We start from the raw sequence: 18638 nt of genomic DNA, 5'->3' as shown, positions 1-18638 counted from the left end.
GCCTTTCACGCCGGCGGAGACTTTACATGACCACTTTTCTCCTGCGCGGGCGTGTCCTTTCCTTCCTCACCGAGCCCGAGAGCCCCGAGGATCGCGCCTCGTACCGCTACGAGGAGGACGGCGGCGTGCTGATCGTGGACGGCAGGATCGCCGACATCGGCGATTTCAGCCTCGTGTCCGGCCGAGCCGGCAAGGAGGTGCGGGTCGTGGATCACCGGCCGCATCTGATCATGCCCGGTTTCATCGACGCGCATGTGCACATGCCGCAGATGCAGATCATCGCTTCCTACGGCGCGGAGCTGCTCGACTGGCTCAACACCTACACCTTTCCCGAGGAAAGCAAGTTCCGCGACACACAGCACGGGCGGCGCATCGCGCGGCTCTTCCTCGACGAGACGGTGCGACACGGCACCACCACCGTCGCGGCCTATTGCTCGGTGCACAAGGAGAGCGTCGAGGCGTTCTTCTCGGAGGCGCATGAGCGGAACATAATGACCATCGCCGGCAAGGTGATGATGGACCGCAACGCGCCGCAGGCGGTGCTCGACACGCCGCAGACTGGCTATGACGACAGCAAGGCGCTGATCGCCGAATGGCACGGCAAGGGTCGGCAGCTCTACGCGATCACGCCGCGCTTCGCGATCACCTCGTCGCCGGAGCAGCTCGAGATGGCCGGCGCGCTCTGCCGCGAGCATCCCGACCTCCACATGCAGACGCATCTTTCGGAAAACCATGCCGAGATCGCCTTCACCCGGGAGCTCTATCCCTGGTCGAAGGATTACACAGACGTCTACGAGCATTACGGCCTGCTCGGGCCGAAGGCGCTCTTCGGCCATTGCGTTCACCTGTCGGAGCGCGAGGCGGACGCGCTGTCGGATTCGGGCTCGGTCGCGGTCTTCTGCCCGACCTCGAACCTTTTCCTCGGATCGGGCCTCTTCGACTATCAGCGCTACCGCAAGCGCAGGAAACCTCTGCGGATAGCGGCGGCCACCGATGTCGGCGGCGGCACCAACTATTCCATGCTGCGCACCATGGACGAGGGCTACAAGGTGATCGCGCTCAACGGCGAGAAGCTCAATCCGCTCGCCTCGTTCTGGCAGATCACGCTCGGCAACGCCAAGGCGCTGTCGATCGAGGACAAGGTCGGCACGCTCGACACGGGAACCGATGCGGACCTCGTCGTGCTCGATTCCAGGGCGACGCCCAACATGGCGTTGCGGATGGAAACGGTCGAGACGTTGACGGAGGAGCTTTTCCTGTTGCAAACCCTTGGCGACGATCGCGCCGTGCGCGAGGTCTACGTCGCCGGCAGGGCGGCGAAGAGCGCGATCGACACCGCTCCCCCGGCCTGACCGGCGGCGCGGTCTTGAATGAGGCAGTCGCGCAAAGGGAGGATGAACGGGTGGTAGAGGACGATCTGAAAAGGCTGATCGAGCAGGAAAAGAAGCTCGTCTTTCCCGCCTTCGACGAGGAAGAGGCGTTCAAGCTGGGAACGCATTTGCGCGATATGGCGCTGGATCGGAAGCTGCCGATCGTCATCGACATCCGCCTCTGGGACAGGCCGCTCTTCTTCGCGGCATTGCCGGGATCGGCCGGTGCCAATGCCGAATGGGCGCGTCGCAAGATCAATTCCGTCATGCTCTATCACAAGTGCAGCTACCGGATGTTCCTCGAGCAGGGCGCGAAGGAACGTATCTTCCCGGCCGACTATGGCCACGTTGCTCAGGATTTTGCCATCGCGGGCGGCGCGTTCCCGATCAGGGTCCAGGGCGTCGGCGCGATCGGCGCGCTCGCCGTTTCCGGCCTGCCGCAGCGCGAGGATCACAATCTCGTCGTCGCCGCGCTGGCGTCGCATCTCGGGGCCGACGCCGAAGGCATCGCGCTTTCGCCGCCCGCGGACCGGTGAGACGGAGAGGGCCGTTGGAGCCGAAGGCGTTTTTCGTATCGCTTTTCGAGGCTGCCGTCGCCGCGGCCGATCCCGAGAAAACCATCCGCCGTTTCCTGCCGAAAAGGCCGAAGGGACGGACCATCGTCATCGGTGCCGGCAAGGGCTCGGCGCAGATGGCGCGCGCCTTGGAACAGGCCTGGGAGGGTCCCCTGGAAGGGGTGGTCGTCACCCGCTACGGCTACGGCACGCCTTGCGAGCGCATCGAAATAATCGAGGCGGCGCATCCCGTTCCGGACGAGGCGGGTCTTTCGGCCTCGCGCCGGCTGTTCGACGCCGTGAAAGGCCTCACCGCCGACGACCTCGTCGTCGCGCTGATCTCCGGAGGCGGATCGGCCCTCCTGCCGGCGCCGCCCGAGGGCATGGCGCTCGCGGACGAAATCGCCGTCAACGAGGCGCTGCTTGCTTCCGGCGCGCCGATCTCGGCGATGAACACGATCCGCAAGCACCTTTCCACCATCAAGGGCGGGCGGCTCGCGCTGGCGGCGCATCCGGCGAAGGTCGTGTCGCTCGTCGTTTCAGACATTCCGGGCGACAATCCGGCCTATGTCGCCTCCGGGCCGACCGTGCCGGACGCGGGAAGCCGCACGGATGCGCTGGAGATCGTGCGCAATTACGGCTTGCGGCTTCCCGAAGCAGCCCTGCGCCATCTGGAGACCGAGGAGGCGGCCGCGCCGTTGCCCGGCGACCCGCGTTTCGCCGGCAACGAAGTCCACGTCATCGCCTCGGCGGCGGTCTCGCTGGAGGCAGCGGCGGCGGAGGCGAAACGCCAGGGCATCGCGGCGGTGATCCTGTCGGACGCGATCGAAGGCGAGGCGCGCGAGGTGGCGGGCGTGCACGCGGCGATCGCGCGTGAGGTCGCGATGCGCGATCGGCCCTTCGCGAAGCCTGTGCTGCTGCTTTCCGGCGGCGAGACCACGGTCACGATCAGGGGAAAGGGCGGCAGGGGCGGACGCAATTCCGAATTCCTGCTCGCCTTCGCCAATGCGATCGAGGGCGTGGAAGGCATCCACGGCTTCGCCGCCGACACGGACGGCATAGACGGCTCGCAGGACAATGCCGGGGCTTTCGCCGACTTTGCCACTGCCGCACGCATGCGCGCGGCGGGGATCGACCCCAAGGCCGCGCTCGCGCGCAACGATGCCTGGACCGCCTTCGACGCCATCGGCGACCTTTTCGTGCCGGGCCCGACGGGCACCAACGTCAACGACCTCAGGGCAATCCTCGTGCGCTGAGAGAGGTGGCCTCAGGCCATCAGCTTTTTCACGGCTTTCATGTCGTCGAGGAAGCGCTCGCGCTCGGCTTCCTTGTCGGCGCTGTCGCGGATACGCAGGATGAAGGAGGGATGGATGGTAACGAAGACGCGCACGCCGTCCTCCCGCTCGAAGGTCCTGCCGCGCATCTTCGTCACCGGCACGGCCTTGCCGAGAAGCGACTGGGCGGCGGTCGCCCCGAGCGCAACCACGATGTCCGGTCCGATGAGGTCCAGTTCCTGGCCCATCCACCACCGGCATGCTTGTATTTCGCCGGCGTTCGGCTTGGAATGGATGCGGCGCTTGCCGCGTGGCTCGAACTTGAAGTGCTTGACCGCGTTGGTGACGTAGACCTTGTCGCGCTCGATGCCCGCCGTTTCCAATATCTGATCGAACACGCGCCCGGCGGGACCCACGAAGGGCTTGCCGGCAAGGTCTTCCTGATCCCCCGGCTGCTCGCCGACGAAGACGGCACCGGCGTCCCGCGGGCCTTCTCCGAATACGGTCCGGGTGGCGTCGCGCCAGAGGGGACAGCGCCGGCAGACTTCCGCCTGCGCGCGCAGTTCGTCGAGCGAGGCAGCCTGCGGCGGCCCGACCTCGCCCTCCGGCTTCGGCCAATGCCGTTCCGGGATCTCGCCGCGGGCGTGGGGATGCGGTGAGGGCATCTTGCCGATCGTCTCCTTTGCCGTTGCGTCGGCGCTGGGTCAGATCAGGAATGGCGAAGGCGGCGGGAAGGTTCCGCCGCCGCCCATCACACTTCGTGGAGATAGAGCTGGTAGTCGAGCTCGCCGATGGTGCGGGCGACACGGAGATATTCCGCCCGCTTGATGGCGCAGAAGGTACGGTGCATGTCCTCGCCGAGCGCTGCCTTCAGGAAGGCGGAGCCTTCCGCCGCATCGATCGCGGCAAGCCAATGGCCGGGCATCGCTCGCTCGCTCGTGGCAACCGCCTCGTACCCGTTGCCGGTGGTCTCCGGGCCGGGATCGAGTTCCTCGTCCAGCCCCTTCGAAATTCCCGCAAGCACGGTCGCCGCGACCAGATAGGGATTGGCGTCGACGCCCGAGGGGCGATGCTCGATACGTCTGCTCCTGACGTCGCCGGCGGGCACCCGCAGCGCCACCGAGCGGTTGTTGACGCCCCAGGTCGGCGCCACGGGCGCATAGGATTGCGAGACGAAGCGCCGCCAGGAATTCGCATGCGGTGCGAAGACCAGCATCGATTCAGCCATCGTCTCGGCAAGCCCGCCGAGCGCATGGAGGAGGGCAGGGTTCCATGCTCCTTCCTTCTCCTCCGAGAAGACGTTCCCGCCCTTGCCGTCCTGCAGCGAGACGTGGAGATGCATGCCGGAGCCCGCATAGCGCTCTATGGGCTTGGCCATGAAGCAGGCGGCGACGCCGTGGCGGCGGGCCTGGGCGCGCACCAGCCGCTTGAGCATGACGAGGTCGTCGGCGGCCCGAAGCACGTCCTTGCGGTAGTGGAGGGTCAATTCGTACTGGCCGGGCGCGTATTCCGAGATCACCGTTTCGGCCGGAATGCCTTGCGCTTTCGCCGCCGCGTAGATGTCGGAGAACAGCGGCTCCATGCCGTGAAGATGGTCGACCGAGTAGACCTCGGTCTTGCCGCTCGCGCGCCCGTCGAGCACCGCGCGGGCAGGCTGCACGCGGCCTTCCGCGTCGCGCTCGTTGGCGAGCAGGAAGAACTCCAGTTCGAACGCGCCCGCCGGATTGAGGCCCTTGGCGTTCATCGCCTCGACCTGACGCCTTAGGGCATGCCGGGGATCGCTCGTCATCGGCGCGCCGTCGAGATGATGCATCGACATCAGCACCTGCCCGCGGGGCGGATTGGTGCCGTGAAGCGGCTTCAGCGTGCCCGGGATCGGCCAGGCACGAAGGTCGCCGTCGCCGGAATCCCAGATCAGGCCGGTCTCGTGAACATCCTCGCCGGTTATGTCGAGGCCGAGGATCGAGATCGGCAGATGCCGGCCGCTCTCGTAGAGGCTCTTCAGTTCGTGGCGGCGGATGATCTTGCCGCGGCCGACGCCGTTCGCATCGGTCAGAACGATGTCGAACGCCTCGATTTCCGGATGGGCGGCGAGAAAGGCGTCGGCTTCGTCCGGAGTGGACCCGGAGGGGCAAAAGCTCATTTCGCACCCCCTTCTGGCCTGCCGGCCAAGTCCCCTGCAATCTCATCGAACGCCGACGTCAGCCGGTCGACCTGCTTCTTCCTTGTGGCGGGAGAAACCAGCATCATGTTGTGGAACGGCGCGATCAGGCAGCCGCGATTGACGAGCGCGACGTGGATCGCCGCTTCGAGCGCCGGCGCATGGGCCGCTTCGGCCTCCGCGCCGTTGGCCAACGGTCCGGGCGCACAGATGAATTCGACGCGCGCGCCCACCCGCGCGACGTGCCAAGGCAGGCCGTGGCGGTCGATCGCCCGTGAGAGGCCTTTCTCCAACCGCGCCGCCAGCCTTTCCATATGCGCGTAATTTTCCGGCGTCATCACCTTCTCCAGCGTTGCGCGCATGGCGGCGAACTGGAGCGGATTGGCCGAAAGCGTGGTGCCCATGCCGGAATAGCCGGGTTCCTTCCGCTGTTCGTAGGCGGCATAGCGCGCGGCCACTTCCTCACTCATGCCCCAGACGCTGGCCGGAACGCCGCCGGCGACCGGTTTGCCGAGCACGAAGAGGTCGGGTTCGAGGCCGTGGGCGCGCGTGTAGCCGCCAGGGCCGGTGGAGATGGTGTGCGTCTCGTCGATCAGCAGCAGCGTGCCGTGGCGGCGGGTCGCCTCGCGCAGCGCGGCATGAAAGCCGGGAACGGGCAGGACCATGCAGGAATTGGTCAGCACCGGCTCGGCGATGACGCAGGCGACGTCACCTTCCGCAAGCGCCGCCTCGAGCGCCTCGATGTCGTTGAACTCGACGATGCGCGTGGCTTGCGTGAGGTCGCGGAACTCGCCGGCCAGTCCCGGCCGGTTGGCCGGTCGCCCATTGGCGATGCGTACCATCGTTTCGTCGACCGAGCCGTGATAGCAGCCGTTGAAGACGAGTATCTTCGGCCGCCCGGTGACCGCGCGCGCGACGCGCAGCGCGAAGCGGTTCGCGTCGGTCGCGGTGGTGGCGATCTGCCAGCGGGCGAGGCCGAATTTTTCCGCCAACAGCCGCCCGAGATGGAGCGCGTCCTCGCTCGGCAGCATGTAGGTCAGGCCGCGCCTTGCCTGACGGCGGATGGCGCTCGCTACCGGAGCCGGGGAATGACCGAACATCGAGCCGGTGTCGCCCAGGCAGAAATCATCGAGCTCGTGGCCGTCCATGTCGGTGATCGTGGCCCCGGAAGCCTTTTCGACCACGAAGGGGAAGGGCATCGGCCAGTCGCGCATCCAGTGCATCGGCACGCCGGCAAGATAGGCTTCAGCCCCCTCGGCCATCGCCTTTTTCGATTTCGGGCGTGCCTTGCGAAAAAGCTTCGCCTCGGCGGTGCGCAGAGCTTCTATGCGCGCAAGGCTGATGCCGCCTTGCGAGGCGGCCGTGTTCGCGGGTGCGTGCAATTATTTCCTGTCCTTCTTCGTGGAGCAGGATTTGTAGCGTTGCGGCCGCGTACAGGCAATGGAGGCGGGAAGGACGGCTGTCGCGCCTGCTCAGCCGGCGATGTCGATGACACCGCAATCACCGGCTTCGGTGCCGAAGGCCAGCCGCGCGCCCTTGCCGTCCCATGCCATGGAGGTCACGGCGCTCTTGCCCGGGCGTCGAAGCAGCACTTCCTTGGCGTCGGCGACGCGGGCGGCGAGCACCATGCCGTCGGCGTAGCCGACCGCCAGGATCTCGTCGGTGGTGTGGAACGCCACCGAGGTCACCATCGCGTCGCCGCGGGTGCCGAGCTCCTGCGGCGCCTTGCCGATCGGTCCGTCCTTGGTGAGAAAGGGCCAGACGATCGCCGCCGGCGCGCCGGAGCTTGCCAGCCAGCGACCCTTGGCGCTCCACGACATGCTCTTCACCTTGGCGGGGTAGCCGGACATGCGCATGTGCTTGCCGTCGGCGAGCTTCCAGCCGTGCAGGGCGTTTTCCTGCATGGCGGTGACCAGGAAATTGCCGTCGGGCGAGAAGGTGATGCCCATATGCGCACCGGCCCATTCGAGCTCGGCGGGCTTGCCCTCGGCTGCGGGGAAATGCAGCGTCGCGCCATTGTAACGCGCGACGCCGATGCGCATTCCCTTAGGCGCGAAAGCGACGCCTTCCACGCTGCGCGGGTGCTGGAATTCCTTCATCGTGCCGTCGGGAAGGCGCACATAGGCGGTCCTGCCGCTGCCGAAGGCGACCGCGCCGCGTGGGCCGGCGGCGACGCAGGAAACCCATTTGCGGCCGATCTCGGCGAGCGTCTCGACATTTCCAGAGGAAGAGACGGCAACGATCTTGCCGTCCTCGCCGCCGGTGATCAGCGCCGCGCCATCCAGGGCCGGGGCGGCGGCAAGCAGCCCGTCATGCGCCTCCACCGATTTGTGGCCGTTGTCGAGGCGGTGAACGGTGCCGTCAGCGAGAGCGAAATGAGGAATGTCGTTCAGCCAGGCGACGGCGACGCAATGGCCATCGAGATCAAGCGGGGCAACGGTGGGCATGGTCAGGTTCTTTGCTGCAAGCGATTACTGTTTGAACCTGCGATGCTTCGCCGACGCAGGCTCCAGCCGTGACCGGGACAGCGCGGACAGGTGATCGCAAATCTTCTCGGCGGCTTGATCGGCGGAAAGCCGCGTCACGTCAAGCTTCAACAGTTCCGGTACGTCCGGCTCCTGGATACGGTCGGACTTCATGAACTCGGAAAGCAGGGCGGGATCGCCGAGCTTGCGGCCGACGCGCCGCGGGCTGCCGAGGCGACGGGCGTTTTCCTCGAAGCTCGCCTCCATCACCACCGGCACCAGAGGAACGTTTCGTCTCGCCGCGAGGTCAACGACATGGTCCCACGCCTGCCGTTCACGTCGCGAGCCTGCGCACAGCGCATTGGTCATGACGAACGTCTCGAGCCTGGGGCGGTCCGCGAGCGTATCGTAAGCCGCCTTGCAGACCGCCTCATACAGAGGCCATCTGGCCGCATCCTCGATCCCCGCGCATGCGATTGCCACATCGTGGAGCAGGTGATTGTGGATGAAGCGTGCGCCGAGCTTTTCCGCCAGAATGCGGCCGACGGTCTGTTTTCCGACCCCCGGCCAGCCATTCAGGTGAACGATCAGGCCGCCTGACATGCCTCGAAGGTGCGCTTGAGGCGCTCCGTGTCGAGGTCGCGGCCGATGAAGACCAGCCGGCTCTCATGCGCCTCGCCATCCTTCCAGGCGCGCTGGTGGTCGCCTTCGAGGATCATGTGCACGCCCTGCACCACATATCGGTCGGGATCGTCCTTGAGCGCGATGATGCCCTTGAGCCGAAGGATGTTCGGTCCGTCCATCTGGGTCGTCTTCTCCAGCCAGGGGAAGAACTTCTTCGGGTCCATCTCACCGCCGCGCAGCGATATCGACTGCACGCTCACATCGTGGATCGGCGAGGCCTCGCCATGATGATGGTGGTCGTGATCGTGGTGATGATGGTGATCGTGATCGCAGTCCGGGCCGCAGACATGATCGTGGTCGTGATCATGCGCGTCCAGGAAATGCGGATCGTTGTCGATCGCGCGAGCGAGGTCGAACGCGCCGCGGTCGAGGACTTCGGCGAGCGGCACGCCGGAGCGCTCGGTCTTGTGTATCTTCGCGGCGGGATTGATCGCGCGAACGGCCGCCTCGACGTCGCGCAGCTCCTCCTCGCTGACCAGATCGGTCTTGTTGAGGACGACGACGTCGGCAAACGCGATCTGATCCTCGGCTTCCTTCGAATCCTTCAGGCGCAGCGGCAGGTGCTTGGCGTCGACCAGCGCGACGACCGCGTCGAGCTTGGTCTTCGAGCGGACGTCGTCATCCATGAAGAAGGTCTGCGCGACGGGCGCGGGGTCGGCGAGGCCGGTGGTCTCGACGAGGATGGCATCGAAGCGACCAGGGCGGCGCATCAGCCCTTCCACGGTGCGAATCAGGTCGCCGCGCACCGTGCAGCAGATGCAGCCATTGTTCATCTCGTAGATTTCCTCGTCGGATTCCACGATCAGGTCGTTGTCGATGCCGATCTCGCCGAATTCGTTGACGATGACGGCGTAACGCTTGCCGTGGTCCTCGCTGAGGATGCGGTTGAGCAGCGTCGTCTTGCCGGAACCGAGATAGCCGGTGAGCACGGTCACCGGAATTTGCGTCTGTGCCTCGGGCATGAATGACCTCTTTGGCGAAAGGGAATGATCGTGGCCCTCATATAGGACCGAACGACCGGCTTTGCACCTGCCAATGGCGGTGGGTGAGATTCAAAAATTCCGAACGCTGCATTCGCCCAGCTACACGATGCGATTGCCATTCATTTGAGCAAAGCGAGGTCGAAACGCTCCATGTCGCGGAGCAACTCGACAAAACCTAATGTCGCATGATCGATGATCGCCTCGCCGGCTTCACGGGTCGCCGCGGCGGCGTTGCCTGCTACGCCTTCGGGATTGAGGTCCCGCATCTTCCAGCCGAAGGCATGCGGGCCGTAGGCGCGCAGATGCTTGAAGTCCCGTTCGAAGCCGCTCTGGGCGGAGGCGAAGTCGCGCGCCTTCGACATGTCGACGAGATCGGGGCGCAGGGCGAGCATGACGGATGTCTCGATCAGTCCGCCATGAATGCCGATCGCCTTTTCATGCGGCGAGACGATTGCGGGCGGATAGCCGAACCGGGTCCAGCTCGTGGCGACCGCCAGCATACCGAAGCGGACGCGCAGTTCGGTCGCGACGATCGTCATCAAAGGCGCGTTGCCGCCATGCGCGTTCAGCATGACGAATTTCCGCAGGCCGCGGCGCGAAACCTCCTCGCCGATCCCGATCCAGCGGTCGACGGCTTCGCCGTAAGTCAGCGTCTGCGTTCCGGCGACGTCCATATGCTCGATCGAGTAGCCGACTTTCTCCACCGGGAGCACTTCGACGGAAAATTCGTCGGCGACGTTTCCGACGGCGCGCCGCGCGACCGCCTCGGCGATGATCCAGTCCGTTTCAAAGGGCAGATGCGGCCCGTGCTGCTCGGTCGCTCCCAGGGGCAGGACCGCTATCCCATTTGCCGACACGCGATTTACTTCGCTGGCTGTCATGTTTCTGATATGTGGCTCTGTCATAGCATCGTTGCGGTTGCGCGAGGGTATCGTGTGACGTGACCGACCGGCAAGACGGAACCGCATGCGAATGCGTTCCACTCAAACCGCCAACATAGAAATGTTAGGGGTTACCGATCATGGCAAAGGCAGACAAGGGTGCTGTTCTAACGAGGCTTCAGGGAACGGCGCGGCTTACCCGCACGGCCCTTGCCTCCAAGCTTCTCGCGCATGGTTTCTACGCGGGTCAGGATCAGATCATGATCTCGCTCGACCAGGAGGACGGCCAGACGCCCGGCCAGCTCGCCGCGCGCATCGGCGTTCGCCCGCCGACGGTCACCAAGACGATCAACCGGCTGCAGACGCAGGGTTTCGTCGAAAAGCGCGCTTCGGATTCTGATGCCCGCCAAGCCCATGTCTATCTGACGGAGACGGGCAGGGGGGCGATTCGCTCCATCGAGAAATCGTTGCGCAAGACCGAGAAGCAGGCGCTCAAGGGCCTGGACAAGAAGGACCAGAAGGCCCTTCTCAAACTGCTCGCCCGCGTGGAGGCCAATCTTTCCGGCATGATCGTGGAAGCCGAGGACGAGATCGAGATGGAGGCCGAAGCGGCGGAATAGGCGCGGGCGCTTCCCGGCATCCTGATTTCGCCGGCGGTGCTATTTTCGCTTGCGCCCCGGCGGCTATTGGTCGAAACAGAACATCAATCCTCACGACAAGCTTCCGAACAGCGATTTGTCCACCAAGCAGAACAGTGCCGATTCCGCCACGCCGCGCGCGGCGATTCTGCTGGTCGTCGTTGCCTGCGTGCTCTTTTCCTGCCTCGACACGAGCGCCAAATATCTGGTGCTCAACGGCATGTCCGCGCCGTTCGTGTCGTGGATGCGGTTTGCCGTACATCTGGTCATCGTGCTCGTGCTGTTCCATGCCTGGAACAACCCGGCCATGTTCAAGGTGCAGAACCTTCCGGCCCAGATCCTGCGCGGCGTTTTCCTGTTCGGCTCGACGATCTTCAACTTCTTCGCGTTGAGGACGCTGCAGCTTGCCGAGACGGTATCTATCTATTTCTTCGCGCCTATGGTGATCACCGCGATCGCCGGGCCGCTGCTCGGCGAATGGGCCGGCTGGCGGCGCTGGCTTGCCGTGCTGGTCGGCCTCGTCGGCGTGCTCGTCATCACGCGGCCGGGGTTCGGAACCTTCGGTGTCGGCCACGTCTTCGCCTTTGCCTCGATGGCGTCCTACTGTCTCTACGTCATCATGACCCGCCACATGGGCGCGCGGGAGACCGGGGAGAGCCTGATCTTCTATTCGGCGCTCGCGCCGGTGGTACTGATGGCGCCGGTCGTGCCTACCTATGCTTCGATGCCCGACGGCACCCTGCAATGGGTGCTGCTGATCGGCCTCGGCATCTTCGGCGCGGCCGGGCATTACATGCTGATACGGGCCTACAAGCTCGCGACCACCACCGCTCTTGCGCCTTATCCCTACACCCAGATGCTGTGGATGATCGGCTTCGGCTATTTCGTGTTTTCCGACCTGCCGGACGCCTGGACCTTCACGGGCGCGGCCATCATCGTTGCGAGCGGTCTCTTTATCGTTTATCGCGAGCATCGGCTGCGGCTTCAAAGCAGCGCGGCGCCCCGCGCGGAAGACCAGGAAATGGCGAAAAAGCTTTGAATTGGCGATGCCGGATGGCATAAGCCCTAAACGGTTTAAAGATCGGGTCGGTTGCGAGTCCCGGGAGGGAAGGCTGGCGCAAAAGATTAAGCTCTCCACGATCGCGGATGCGCTTGGCGTGTCCACCGCGACCGTATCACTGGCGCTCAGGGACAGCCCGCTCGTCGCGGATGCGACGCGCGATCGCATCAAGGAGCATGCGCGCGCGATCGGCTATATCTACAACCGCCGCGCGGCAAGCCTGCGGACCTCGCGCTCGGGCATCGTCGGCGTGGTCGTTCACGACATCATGAACCCGTTCTTCGCCGAGATTCTGCGCTCGATCGAGAGCGAGCTGGACCGCAGCCGTCAGACATTTCTTCTGTCGAACCATTACGATCAGCTCGAAAAGCAGCGGACCTTCATCGACACGCTGCTCCAGCTCGGCGCCGACGGCGTCATCATGTCGCCGGCGATCGGAACGCCGCCGCAGGACATCATGATGGCCGAGGAGAACGGTTTGCCGGCCGTGCTGATCGCGCGCTCGGTGGAAGGGGCCGACGTGCCGGCCTTCCGCGGCGATGACGCCTACGGCATCGGGCTTGCGACCAACCATCTGATATCGCTCGGGCACCGGCGCATAGCCATGATCGGCGGCACCGACCAGACCTCGACGGGGCGCGACCGTTTCCGCGGCTATGTCGTGGCGATGGAGAGCGCCGGGCTGGAGCCGCTGCCGTCATGGCGGCTGCCGGGACCACGCACCAAGCAGGCGGGCTTCGAGGCGTCCGCGACCTTCCTCGCCCTCAAGGACAAGCCGACGGCCGCGGTCTGCTGGAACGATCTCGTCGCCATCGGCCTGATGAACGGGATCGCCCGGGCGGGTCTGGTTCCCGGCGTCGACATCTCGGTGACGGGCTACGACGATCTGGAGGAAGCCGCCATCGCCACGCCGGCGCTGACCACCGTCTGGAACGGCCAGCGCGAGGTCGGCCGGCTCGCCGCCCGCGCCCTGATCGACCGGCTCAACGGAATCGAGGTCCATGGCGGGCAGAAACTGATCCGGCCGGAGCTTCACATCCGGCAGTCCACCGGCAAGCCGGTGGAAAGATGAACCGGCGGCAGCCGGCAGCCAACCGCAAGAACGAGGAGGGAAAGTTCATTGGCATCCGCGAGAGAGATCACCGTCCTGATCCCCGGCAAGTTGCACCCACAAACGGTGGAGCGTCTCGAGAAGACCTTCAAGGTCCGCAGGATCGATAGCGGCGACCCGGCGCTGGTCGATCGCGAGGCGGCCGAAACGGTCCGAGGCATCGCCTCGTCGGGTCTCGTCAATGCGGCTTTCATAGATGCCTTCCCCAATCTCGAGATCATCGCCAATTTCGGCGTCGGCTACGATGCCGTCGATGCGGCCCACGCCGCCAAGAAGGGGATCATGGTCACCAATACGCCGGACGTCCTGACCGAGGAGGTGGCGGACACGGCGATCGGCCTGCTCCTCAACGCGGTGCGCGAACTGCCTCGGGCGGAAGCGTGGCTGCGGGCGGGCAACTGGGTCGGCAAAGGGCCTTATCCGCTCACCGTGAGCACGTTGCGCGGCCGCTCGGTGGGCGTCCTCGGCATGGGCCGGATCGGCTTGGCGATCGCGCGCAGGCTGGAAGGTTTCGGCGTCCCGATCAGCTACCACAACCGCCGCGAGGTCGAGGGGATCGGCTACCGCTATTTCCCGACGCTTCGCGAGCTCGCCGAAAATGTCGATACGCTGATCTCGGTCGCTCCGGGCGGCGCGGCGACCGCCAAGATCGTGAATGCCGAAATCCTCGAGGCGCTCGGCCCCGACGGCGTCTTCATCAATATCGGCCGCGGCAGCACCGTCGACGAGGACGCGCTCGCTTCGGCGCTCGCCGACGGCACGATAAGGGCGGCGGGCCTCGACGTCTTCGCCGACGAGCCCAAGGTCCCCGAAGCCCTGCTCAAACTGGAAAACGCCGTCCTGCTGCCGCATGTCGGCTCGGCATCGCAGCATACGCGCGACGCCATGGGCGATCTGGCGGTCGACAATCTGGTCGAATGGTTCGAGAAGCGCAGGCCGATTACGCCCGTGTTCGAAACCGCGCATGTGAAGGCGCGCGACTGATCAGCCTTCCCGAGGCATCGTCACCGCCTACTCGGCGGCGGCGAGGCCTCTGGTCCTGACGTCCGCATGGCCGCGCACGGCGTCGCCGAAGGCACGGAATATGCGGCCGGAGGCGTCGTCCGTGCTCACCCAATATTCCGGATGCCACTGAACGCCGACTGCGAATGCCGGCGCATCGATGACCGAAACCGCCTCGACGGTGCCGTCTGGCGCGACGGCTTCGACCTGGAGCCGGTTGCCGAGGCGGCCGACCGCCTGGCGATGCACCGAATTGACCTTGATCTCGCCTGCGCCGAACACGCCGGCCAGACAGGTTCCCGCCTGGATCCGGACGGGCTGGCGTATGGCGAAACGCTCGTCCTGGCTGGGGGAATCGGGAGCGCGGTGGTCCATGATGCCTTCCTGCTCCTGGATCTCGGTGGCGAGCGTGCCGCCGAGCGCGACGTTCAACTCTTGGATGCCGCGGCAGATGGCAAGCAGCGGCACGCCGCGTTCGATCGCGAGGCGGATCAAGGGCAGGGTCGTCGCGTCGCGCTCCTCGTCATAGGGGCCGTTGGCCTCGCTGGCGTTGCCGCCGTAGAGCGACGGGTGCACGTTCGATTTCGAGCCGGTGACCATGACGCCGTCGACGGAGGCGAGCAGGGCGTCCATATCCAGGCGGTCGCCGAAGGACGGCACGAGGACGGGCGTCACGCCGGCACCGGAAAGTGCCGCCTCCAGATATTGGTGGGGGGCGGCATGCCATTTGTAGTTCTCGAAATGGCGAACGTCGGTCGATACGGCGACTAGCGGTTTGCGCATGTTTTTCCTGCTTCGAAGGAGGCGAGCAACGTCTCGCTGCTTTCCTGTCATTTAATAGCAAACCGGCATTATTCCAACCGCATTCGCGTGCGGAGAATGACGGTCCGACGAAATCAAATCATGGATTCAACCTGCTGCTTCAGCCCCGTCTAAGGTCTCATCGCGTGCCGTTCGTTCAAGCTGGACTTGGCTATCGTCGCGTGTATTTATAGCCGCCGGCATCGGGGGAGACGACGCGATAACGCGCGTTTGCGTCCGGTATCCGAACCATCGGATCCAAGCATGGGAGGTTACTCAATGGATCGTCGTTCATTCATCAAGAAGGCCGGTTTTGCCGGTGCTGGCGCGGTTGCCGCCTCGACGCTGGCCGCACCGGCGATCGCGCAGGGCAACCAGACCTGGCGCATGGTCACGACCTGGCCGAAGAATTTTCCGGGCCTCGGCGTCGGCGCGCAGCGTCTCGGCGACCGCATCACGGCGGCAACCGGCGGTCGCATCACCGTTCAGGTCTATTCGGCGGGCGAGCTGGTGCCGCCGCTGCAGTCGCTCGATGCGGTGATCGACGGCTCGGCCGAGATGAGCCACGGCGCCGCCTATTACTGGCAGAACAAGAACACCGGTCTCTCCTTCTTCACCGGCGTGCCCTACGGCATGACCTCCCGCGAGCTGACGGCCTGGGTACGCTATCTCGGCGGCCAGGAAATCTGGGACGAGATCTACGATCAGTTCGGCGTCCAGGGCTTCCTGTCGGGCGACACCGGCACGCAAGCCGGCGGTTGGTTCCGCAACGAGCTGACGGGCCTCGATTCGGTGAAAGGCATCCGCTTCCGCACGCCGGGCCTCGGCGGCCGCGTCTGGGAAAAGCTCGGCGCCACGGTGACCAACATGGCGGCAGGCGAAATCTTCCAGGCGCTGCAGTCCGGAACGCTCGACGCGGCCGAGTTCGTCGGCCCCTACAACGATCTCGCGCTCGGCTTTTACCAGATCTGCAAGAACTATTATTTCCCGAGTTTCGTGGAGCCGGGTCTCGCCACCGAGCTGGTCGTCTCCAAGGAGAAGTTCCAGAACCTGCCGGCCGACCTCCAGGCGATCATCAAGGACGTCTGCCAGGCCGAGTATGACGCGGTGGCCGCCGACTTCGCCGCGAACGATCCGCGCGCTCTGCAGACGCTGGTCAACGATCACGGCGTGAAGGTTCTGCCGTTCCCCGAGGAGATCCTCGAAGCCGGCGCCAAGGCGTCGCTCGAGATCATCCAGGAGCTTCGCGATTCCAGCGACCCGCTCACCAAGAAGACGACGGAAAGCTTCATCTCGGCGCTCAATATCGTGCGCCAGAAGACGGAAGGAACCGACTCGCCGTTCATCATCGCTCGCGAGAAGTACTTCCACCTCTGATCGTTCCCCGAACGCAAAAAGCCCGGGAGCAATCCCGGGCTTTTTGTCGAGTGGACAAGAAAAAGGGCGCCCGGACCGGGCGCCCTTTTCTGTATCGGCGGCAGCGTCAGCTATAGATCCAGCGAGGCAGCCATGTCGCGATCTCGGGGAAGGCGAACATGATGGCGAGCGCCACGAGCTGAAGGCAGACGAAGGGGATGATGCCCTTGTAGATCATGCCCGTCGTCACGCTCGGAGGCGCCACGCCCCGCAGGTAGAACAGCGAGAAGCCGAAAGGCGGCGTCAGGAACGACGTCTGCAGGTTCACGCCGACAAGGACGCCCAGCCAGACCGGGTCGACGCCCAGATTGAGCAGGATCGGCGCGGTGATCGGGATCACGATGAAGATGATCTCGAACGTGTCCAGGATGAAGCCAAGCAGGAACATGATGAACATCACCACCGCCACGGCGGCGAGCGTTCCGCCGGGAAGGCCGGACAGGAACTCATGCACCAGGTTCTCGCCACCCATGAGGCGGAAGACGATCGAGAACACCGAGGCACCGAAGAGGATGATGAACACCATCGAGGTGATGCTCGCCGTCGAGACAGCCGCCTCGCGGAGCACGCGGAACGACAGTCGCCAGCGCAGCGCGGCGAGGATCATCGCACCGACCGCGCCCACGGAGGCCGCTTCGGTCGGCGTGGCGATGCCGCCGAGGATCGAGCCGAGGACCGCCAGGATGAGCACCAGCGGAGGCACCAGGGCGACGATCACCTCCTTGAAGAGATCCTTCTTCCCTTCCGGAGGCACGGGCGTGGCGGGGCAGGATTCAGGTGAGACGATCGATTTGAAGATCGTCCAGGCCAGATAAAGAACCACCAGCAGCAGGCCAGGCAGGATGGCGCCGGCGAAGAGGTCGCCGACCGACACCGGCACCGGCGCGAAATTGCCCTTCGCCATCTGTACCTGGGCGTTGATGCCCGACAGCATGTCGCCCATGAAGATCAGGACCGTCGAGGGCGGAATGATCTGGCCGAGCGTGCCGGAGGCGCAGATGACGCCCGTCGCGAGCTTGGGGTCGTAGCCTGCCCTGAGCATCGCCGGCAGCGAAATGAGACCCATCGTGACCACGGTGGCGCCGACGACGCCGGTGGAGGCGGCAAGCAGCGCACCGACGATGATCACCGACATCGCGAGGCCGCCTCGGACGTTGCCGAAGAGCTTGCCCATCGTGAGCAGAAGCTGCTCAGCGATCTTCGACCGCTCCAGCATGACGCCCATGAAGATGAAGAGCGGAACGGCGACGAGGACCTCGTTGGTCATGAAGCCGATATAGCGGCCGGCGAGGCTGCCGAAGTTCGACGGATCGAACACACCGAACCACATGCCCACCGCGCCGAAGAGCAGCGAGACGCCAGCCAGCGAGAACGCAACCGGGAAGCCCAGCATCAGGAAGCCGATGATGCCGAAGAACATCAGCCCGGAGAGGATTTCTCCAATCAGTTTGGGATCCATCAGTGGGCGCTCCCGTCGTTTTCATAGCGCAGATGCGCCGGCAGGAGATGCTCGTTGCGCGTCAGCACGAGTATGGAACGGAGCGCCATGGCAATGCCCTGCAGCGCGACGAGCGCGGCGAAGACGAGGATGAAGCTCTTGAGGATGTAGAGGCCCGGCATGCCGCCCGGGTTGGGCGAGCCCTCGCTGATGCGCCACGAGCGGGCGACGAAGGGATAGCCGTAGCGATAGACGATCCAGCAGAACGGCAGCAGGAAGAACACCACGCCGATGAGGTCGATCAGCGCCTTCGTGGGGATCGATGCCGGTCGATAGAAGATGTCGACCCGGACGTGATCGTTGCGCAGCAGGGCGAAGCCGGCAACCGCGGTGAACAGCGCGCCATTCAGCCAGACATAGAGGTCCTGCATCCACACGAAGCTGGTGGCGAAGGCGTAGCGCTGCACCACGACGGTGAAGCAGACCAGGACGATGCCCAGCGACAGCCAGGAAAAGATCGATCCGATCAGCCAGTTAAGCCCGCTTATCAAGCGGACAAGGAAAGCAACGGCATTCAATGTTCCAGTCCTCCAGATACGAAGCAGCGGACAAGGCTTTCTTTCCTTCGCGAATGAAGCGCGCCGTGCTGTCTCCGATAAGATGAATTTGTCCCAATGATAGTGGCCGCGGACGGATCGAGAGATCGCGCCATGACAGTCCTCCCAGCTTGTTGCCGCCGGGCACGCTCCGGCCGGGAGAGCCGAACAGGCCTGAAGGCAGTTTCCCCATTCTTCTTTTGC

At 65.0% G+C, this 18638-nt stretch carries 18 protein-coding genes; 8 read left to right on the top strand and 10 right to left on the bottom strand.

Translation table 11 applies throughout. The features are described from left to right. The first annotated feature begins 26 nt into the window (after positions 1–26). The 3 genes from guaD to XW59_RS14220 are packed head-to-tail and all read left to right on the top strand — an operon-like array spanning position 27 to position 3180. A complete protein-coding gene (gene guaD, locus XW59_RS14230) occupies positions 27–1352 on the top strand; it encodes a guanine deaminase (protein ID WP_047145969.1) in 1326 nt (441 codons plus the stop codon). A 50-nt stretch (positions 1353–1402) separates the two neighbouring features. Then, positions 1403–1906, top strand: a complete 504-nt coding sequence (locus XW59_RS14225; protein ID WP_047145968.1) for a heme-degrading domain-containing protein — start codon at positions 1403–1405, stop codon at positions 1904–1906. Positions 1907–1920: 14 nt separating this feature from the next. After that, positions 1921–3180, top strand: a complete 1260-nt coding sequence (locus XW59_RS14220) for a glycerate kinase (protein WP_047145967.1) — start codon at positions 1921–1923, stop codon at positions 3178–3180. A gap of 11 nt (positions 3181–3191) precedes the next feature. On the opposite strand, the gene XW59_RS14215 is transcribed toward XW59_RS14220, so the two are convergent. The 7 genes from XW59_RS14215 to XW59_RS14185 all read right to left on the bottom strand — a co-directional run bounded on the left by XW59_RS14215 (position 3192) and on the right by XW59_RS14185 (position 10372). Further along, a complete protein-coding gene (locus XW59_RS14215) occupies positions 3192–3863 on the bottom strand; it encodes a UdgX family uracil-DNA binding protein (protein ID WP_137327029.1) in 672 nt (223 codons plus the stop codon). Between the two features lie 86 nt (positions 3864–3949). Next, positions 3950–5341: a glutamine synthetase family protein gene (locus XW59_RS14210; protein ID WP_047145966.1), complete on the bottom strand. Its 1392-nt coding sequence runs from the start codon at positions 5339–5341 to the stop codon at positions 3950–3952. Then, entirely contained in the window at positions 5338–6741 is a 1404-nt protein-coding gene (locus XW59_RS14205) for an aspartate aminotransferase family protein (protein WP_047145965.1), read from the bottom strand. Before XW59_RS14205 ends, XW59_RS14210 begins: the two co-directional genes overlap by 4 nt. Positions 6742–6831: 90 nt before the next feature. Then, entirely contained in the window at positions 6832–7806 is a 975-nt protein-coding gene (locus XW59_RS14200) for a WD40 repeat domain-containing protein (protein ID WP_047145964.1), read from the bottom strand. 24 nt (positions 7807–7830) lie between these two features. Then, the gene (locus tag XW59_RS14195) at positions 7831–8427 is read right to left on the bottom strand and encodes a hypothetical protein (protein ID WP_052958169.1); all 597 of its coding nucleotides are present in this window, start codon (positions 8425–8427) and stop codon (positions 7831–7833) included. Continuing rightward, positions 8412–9470: a GTP-binding protein gene (locus XW59_RS14190; protein WP_047145963.1), complete on the bottom strand. Its 1059-nt coding sequence runs from the start codon at positions 9468–9470 to the stop codon at positions 8412–8414. Before XW59_RS14190 ends, XW59_RS14195 begins: the two co-directional genes overlap by 16 nt. A gap of 140 nt (positions 9471–9610) precedes the next feature. Further along, positions 9611–10372: a creatininase family protein gene (locus XW59_RS14185; protein ID WP_246666090.1), complete on the bottom strand. Its 762-nt coding sequence runs from the start codon at positions 10370–10372 to the stop codon at positions 9611–9613. A gap of 140 nt (positions 10373–10512) precedes the next feature. On the opposite strand from XW59_RS14185, the gene XW59_RS14180 reads away from it, so the two are divergent. The 4 genes from XW59_RS14180 (at position 10513) to XW59_RS14165 (ending at position 14165) form a co-directional block, all read left to right on the top strand. Further along, on the top strand, positions 10513–10992 hold the full coding sequence (locus XW59_RS14180) for a MarR family transcriptional regulator (protein WP_047145962.1): 480 nt from the start codon (positions 10513–10515) through the stop codon (positions 10990–10992). Between the two features lie 115 nt (positions 10993–11107). Then, positions 11108–12049: a DMT family transporter gene (locus XW59_RS14175; RefSeq protein ID WP_082137608.1), complete on the top strand. Its 942-nt coding sequence runs from the start codon at positions 11108–11110 to the stop codon at positions 12047–12049. Between the two features lie 73 nt (positions 12050–12122). Continuing rightward, positions 12123–13142 (top strand): LacI family DNA-binding transcriptional regulator, encoded by a 1020-nt coding sequence (locus XW59_RS14170; RefSeq protein ID WP_082137607.1) that lies wholly within the window; start codon positions 12123–12125, stop codon positions 13140–13142. 48 nt (positions 13143–13190) lie between these two features. Further along, positions 13191–14165 (top strand): 2-hydroxyacid dehydrogenase, encoded by a 975-nt coding sequence (locus tag XW59_RS14165; RefSeq protein ID WP_047145960.1) that lies wholly within the window; start codon positions 13191–13193, stop codon positions 14163–14165. A 27-nt stretch (positions 14166–14192) separates the two neighbouring features. Here XW59_RS14165 and XW59_RS14160 read toward each other — a convergent pair whose 3' ends face one another. Continuing rightward, the gene (locus XW59_RS14160) at positions 14193–14966 is read right to left on the bottom strand and encodes a gamma-glutamyl-gamma-aminobutyrate hydrolase family protein (protein WP_047145959.1); all 774 of its coding nucleotides are present in this window, start codon (positions 14964–14966) and stop codon (positions 14193–14195) included. A gap of 297 nt (positions 14967–15263) precedes the next feature. On the opposite strand from XW59_RS14160, the gene XW59_RS14155 reads away from it, so the two are divergent. Continuing rightward, the gene (locus XW59_RS14155; protein WP_047145958.1) at positions 15264–16361 is read left to right on the top strand and encodes a TRAP transporter substrate-binding protein; all 1098 of its coding nucleotides are present in this window, start codon (positions 15264–15266) and stop codon (positions 16359–16361) included. A 106-nt stretch (positions 16362–16467) separates the two neighbouring features. On the opposite strand, the gene XW59_RS14150 is transcribed toward XW59_RS14155, so the two are convergent. After that, entirely contained in the window at positions 16468–17859 is a 1392-nt protein-coding gene (locus XW59_RS14150) for a TRAP transporter large permease subunit (protein ID WP_047145957.1), read from the bottom strand. Next, positions 17859–18416 (bottom strand): TRAP transporter small permease subunit, encoded by a 558-nt coding sequence (locus tag XW59_RS14145; protein ID WP_047145956.1) that lies wholly within the window; start codon positions 18414–18416, stop codon positions 17859–17861. Before XW59_RS14145 ends, XW59_RS14150 begins: the two co-directional genes overlap by 1 nt. Positions 18417–18638: the final 222 nt, after the last annotated feature.

Origin of the sequence: Aquamicrobium sp. LC103 (genome assembly GCF_001014615.2) — a bacterium.
Classification (GTDB): Bacteria; Pseudomonadota; Alphaproteobacteria; order Rhizobiales; family Rhizobiaceae; genus LBCQ02.
The sequence above is the reverse complement of the archived record's forward strand: the minus strand, read 5'-3'. Positions and strand labels throughout refer to the sequence as shown.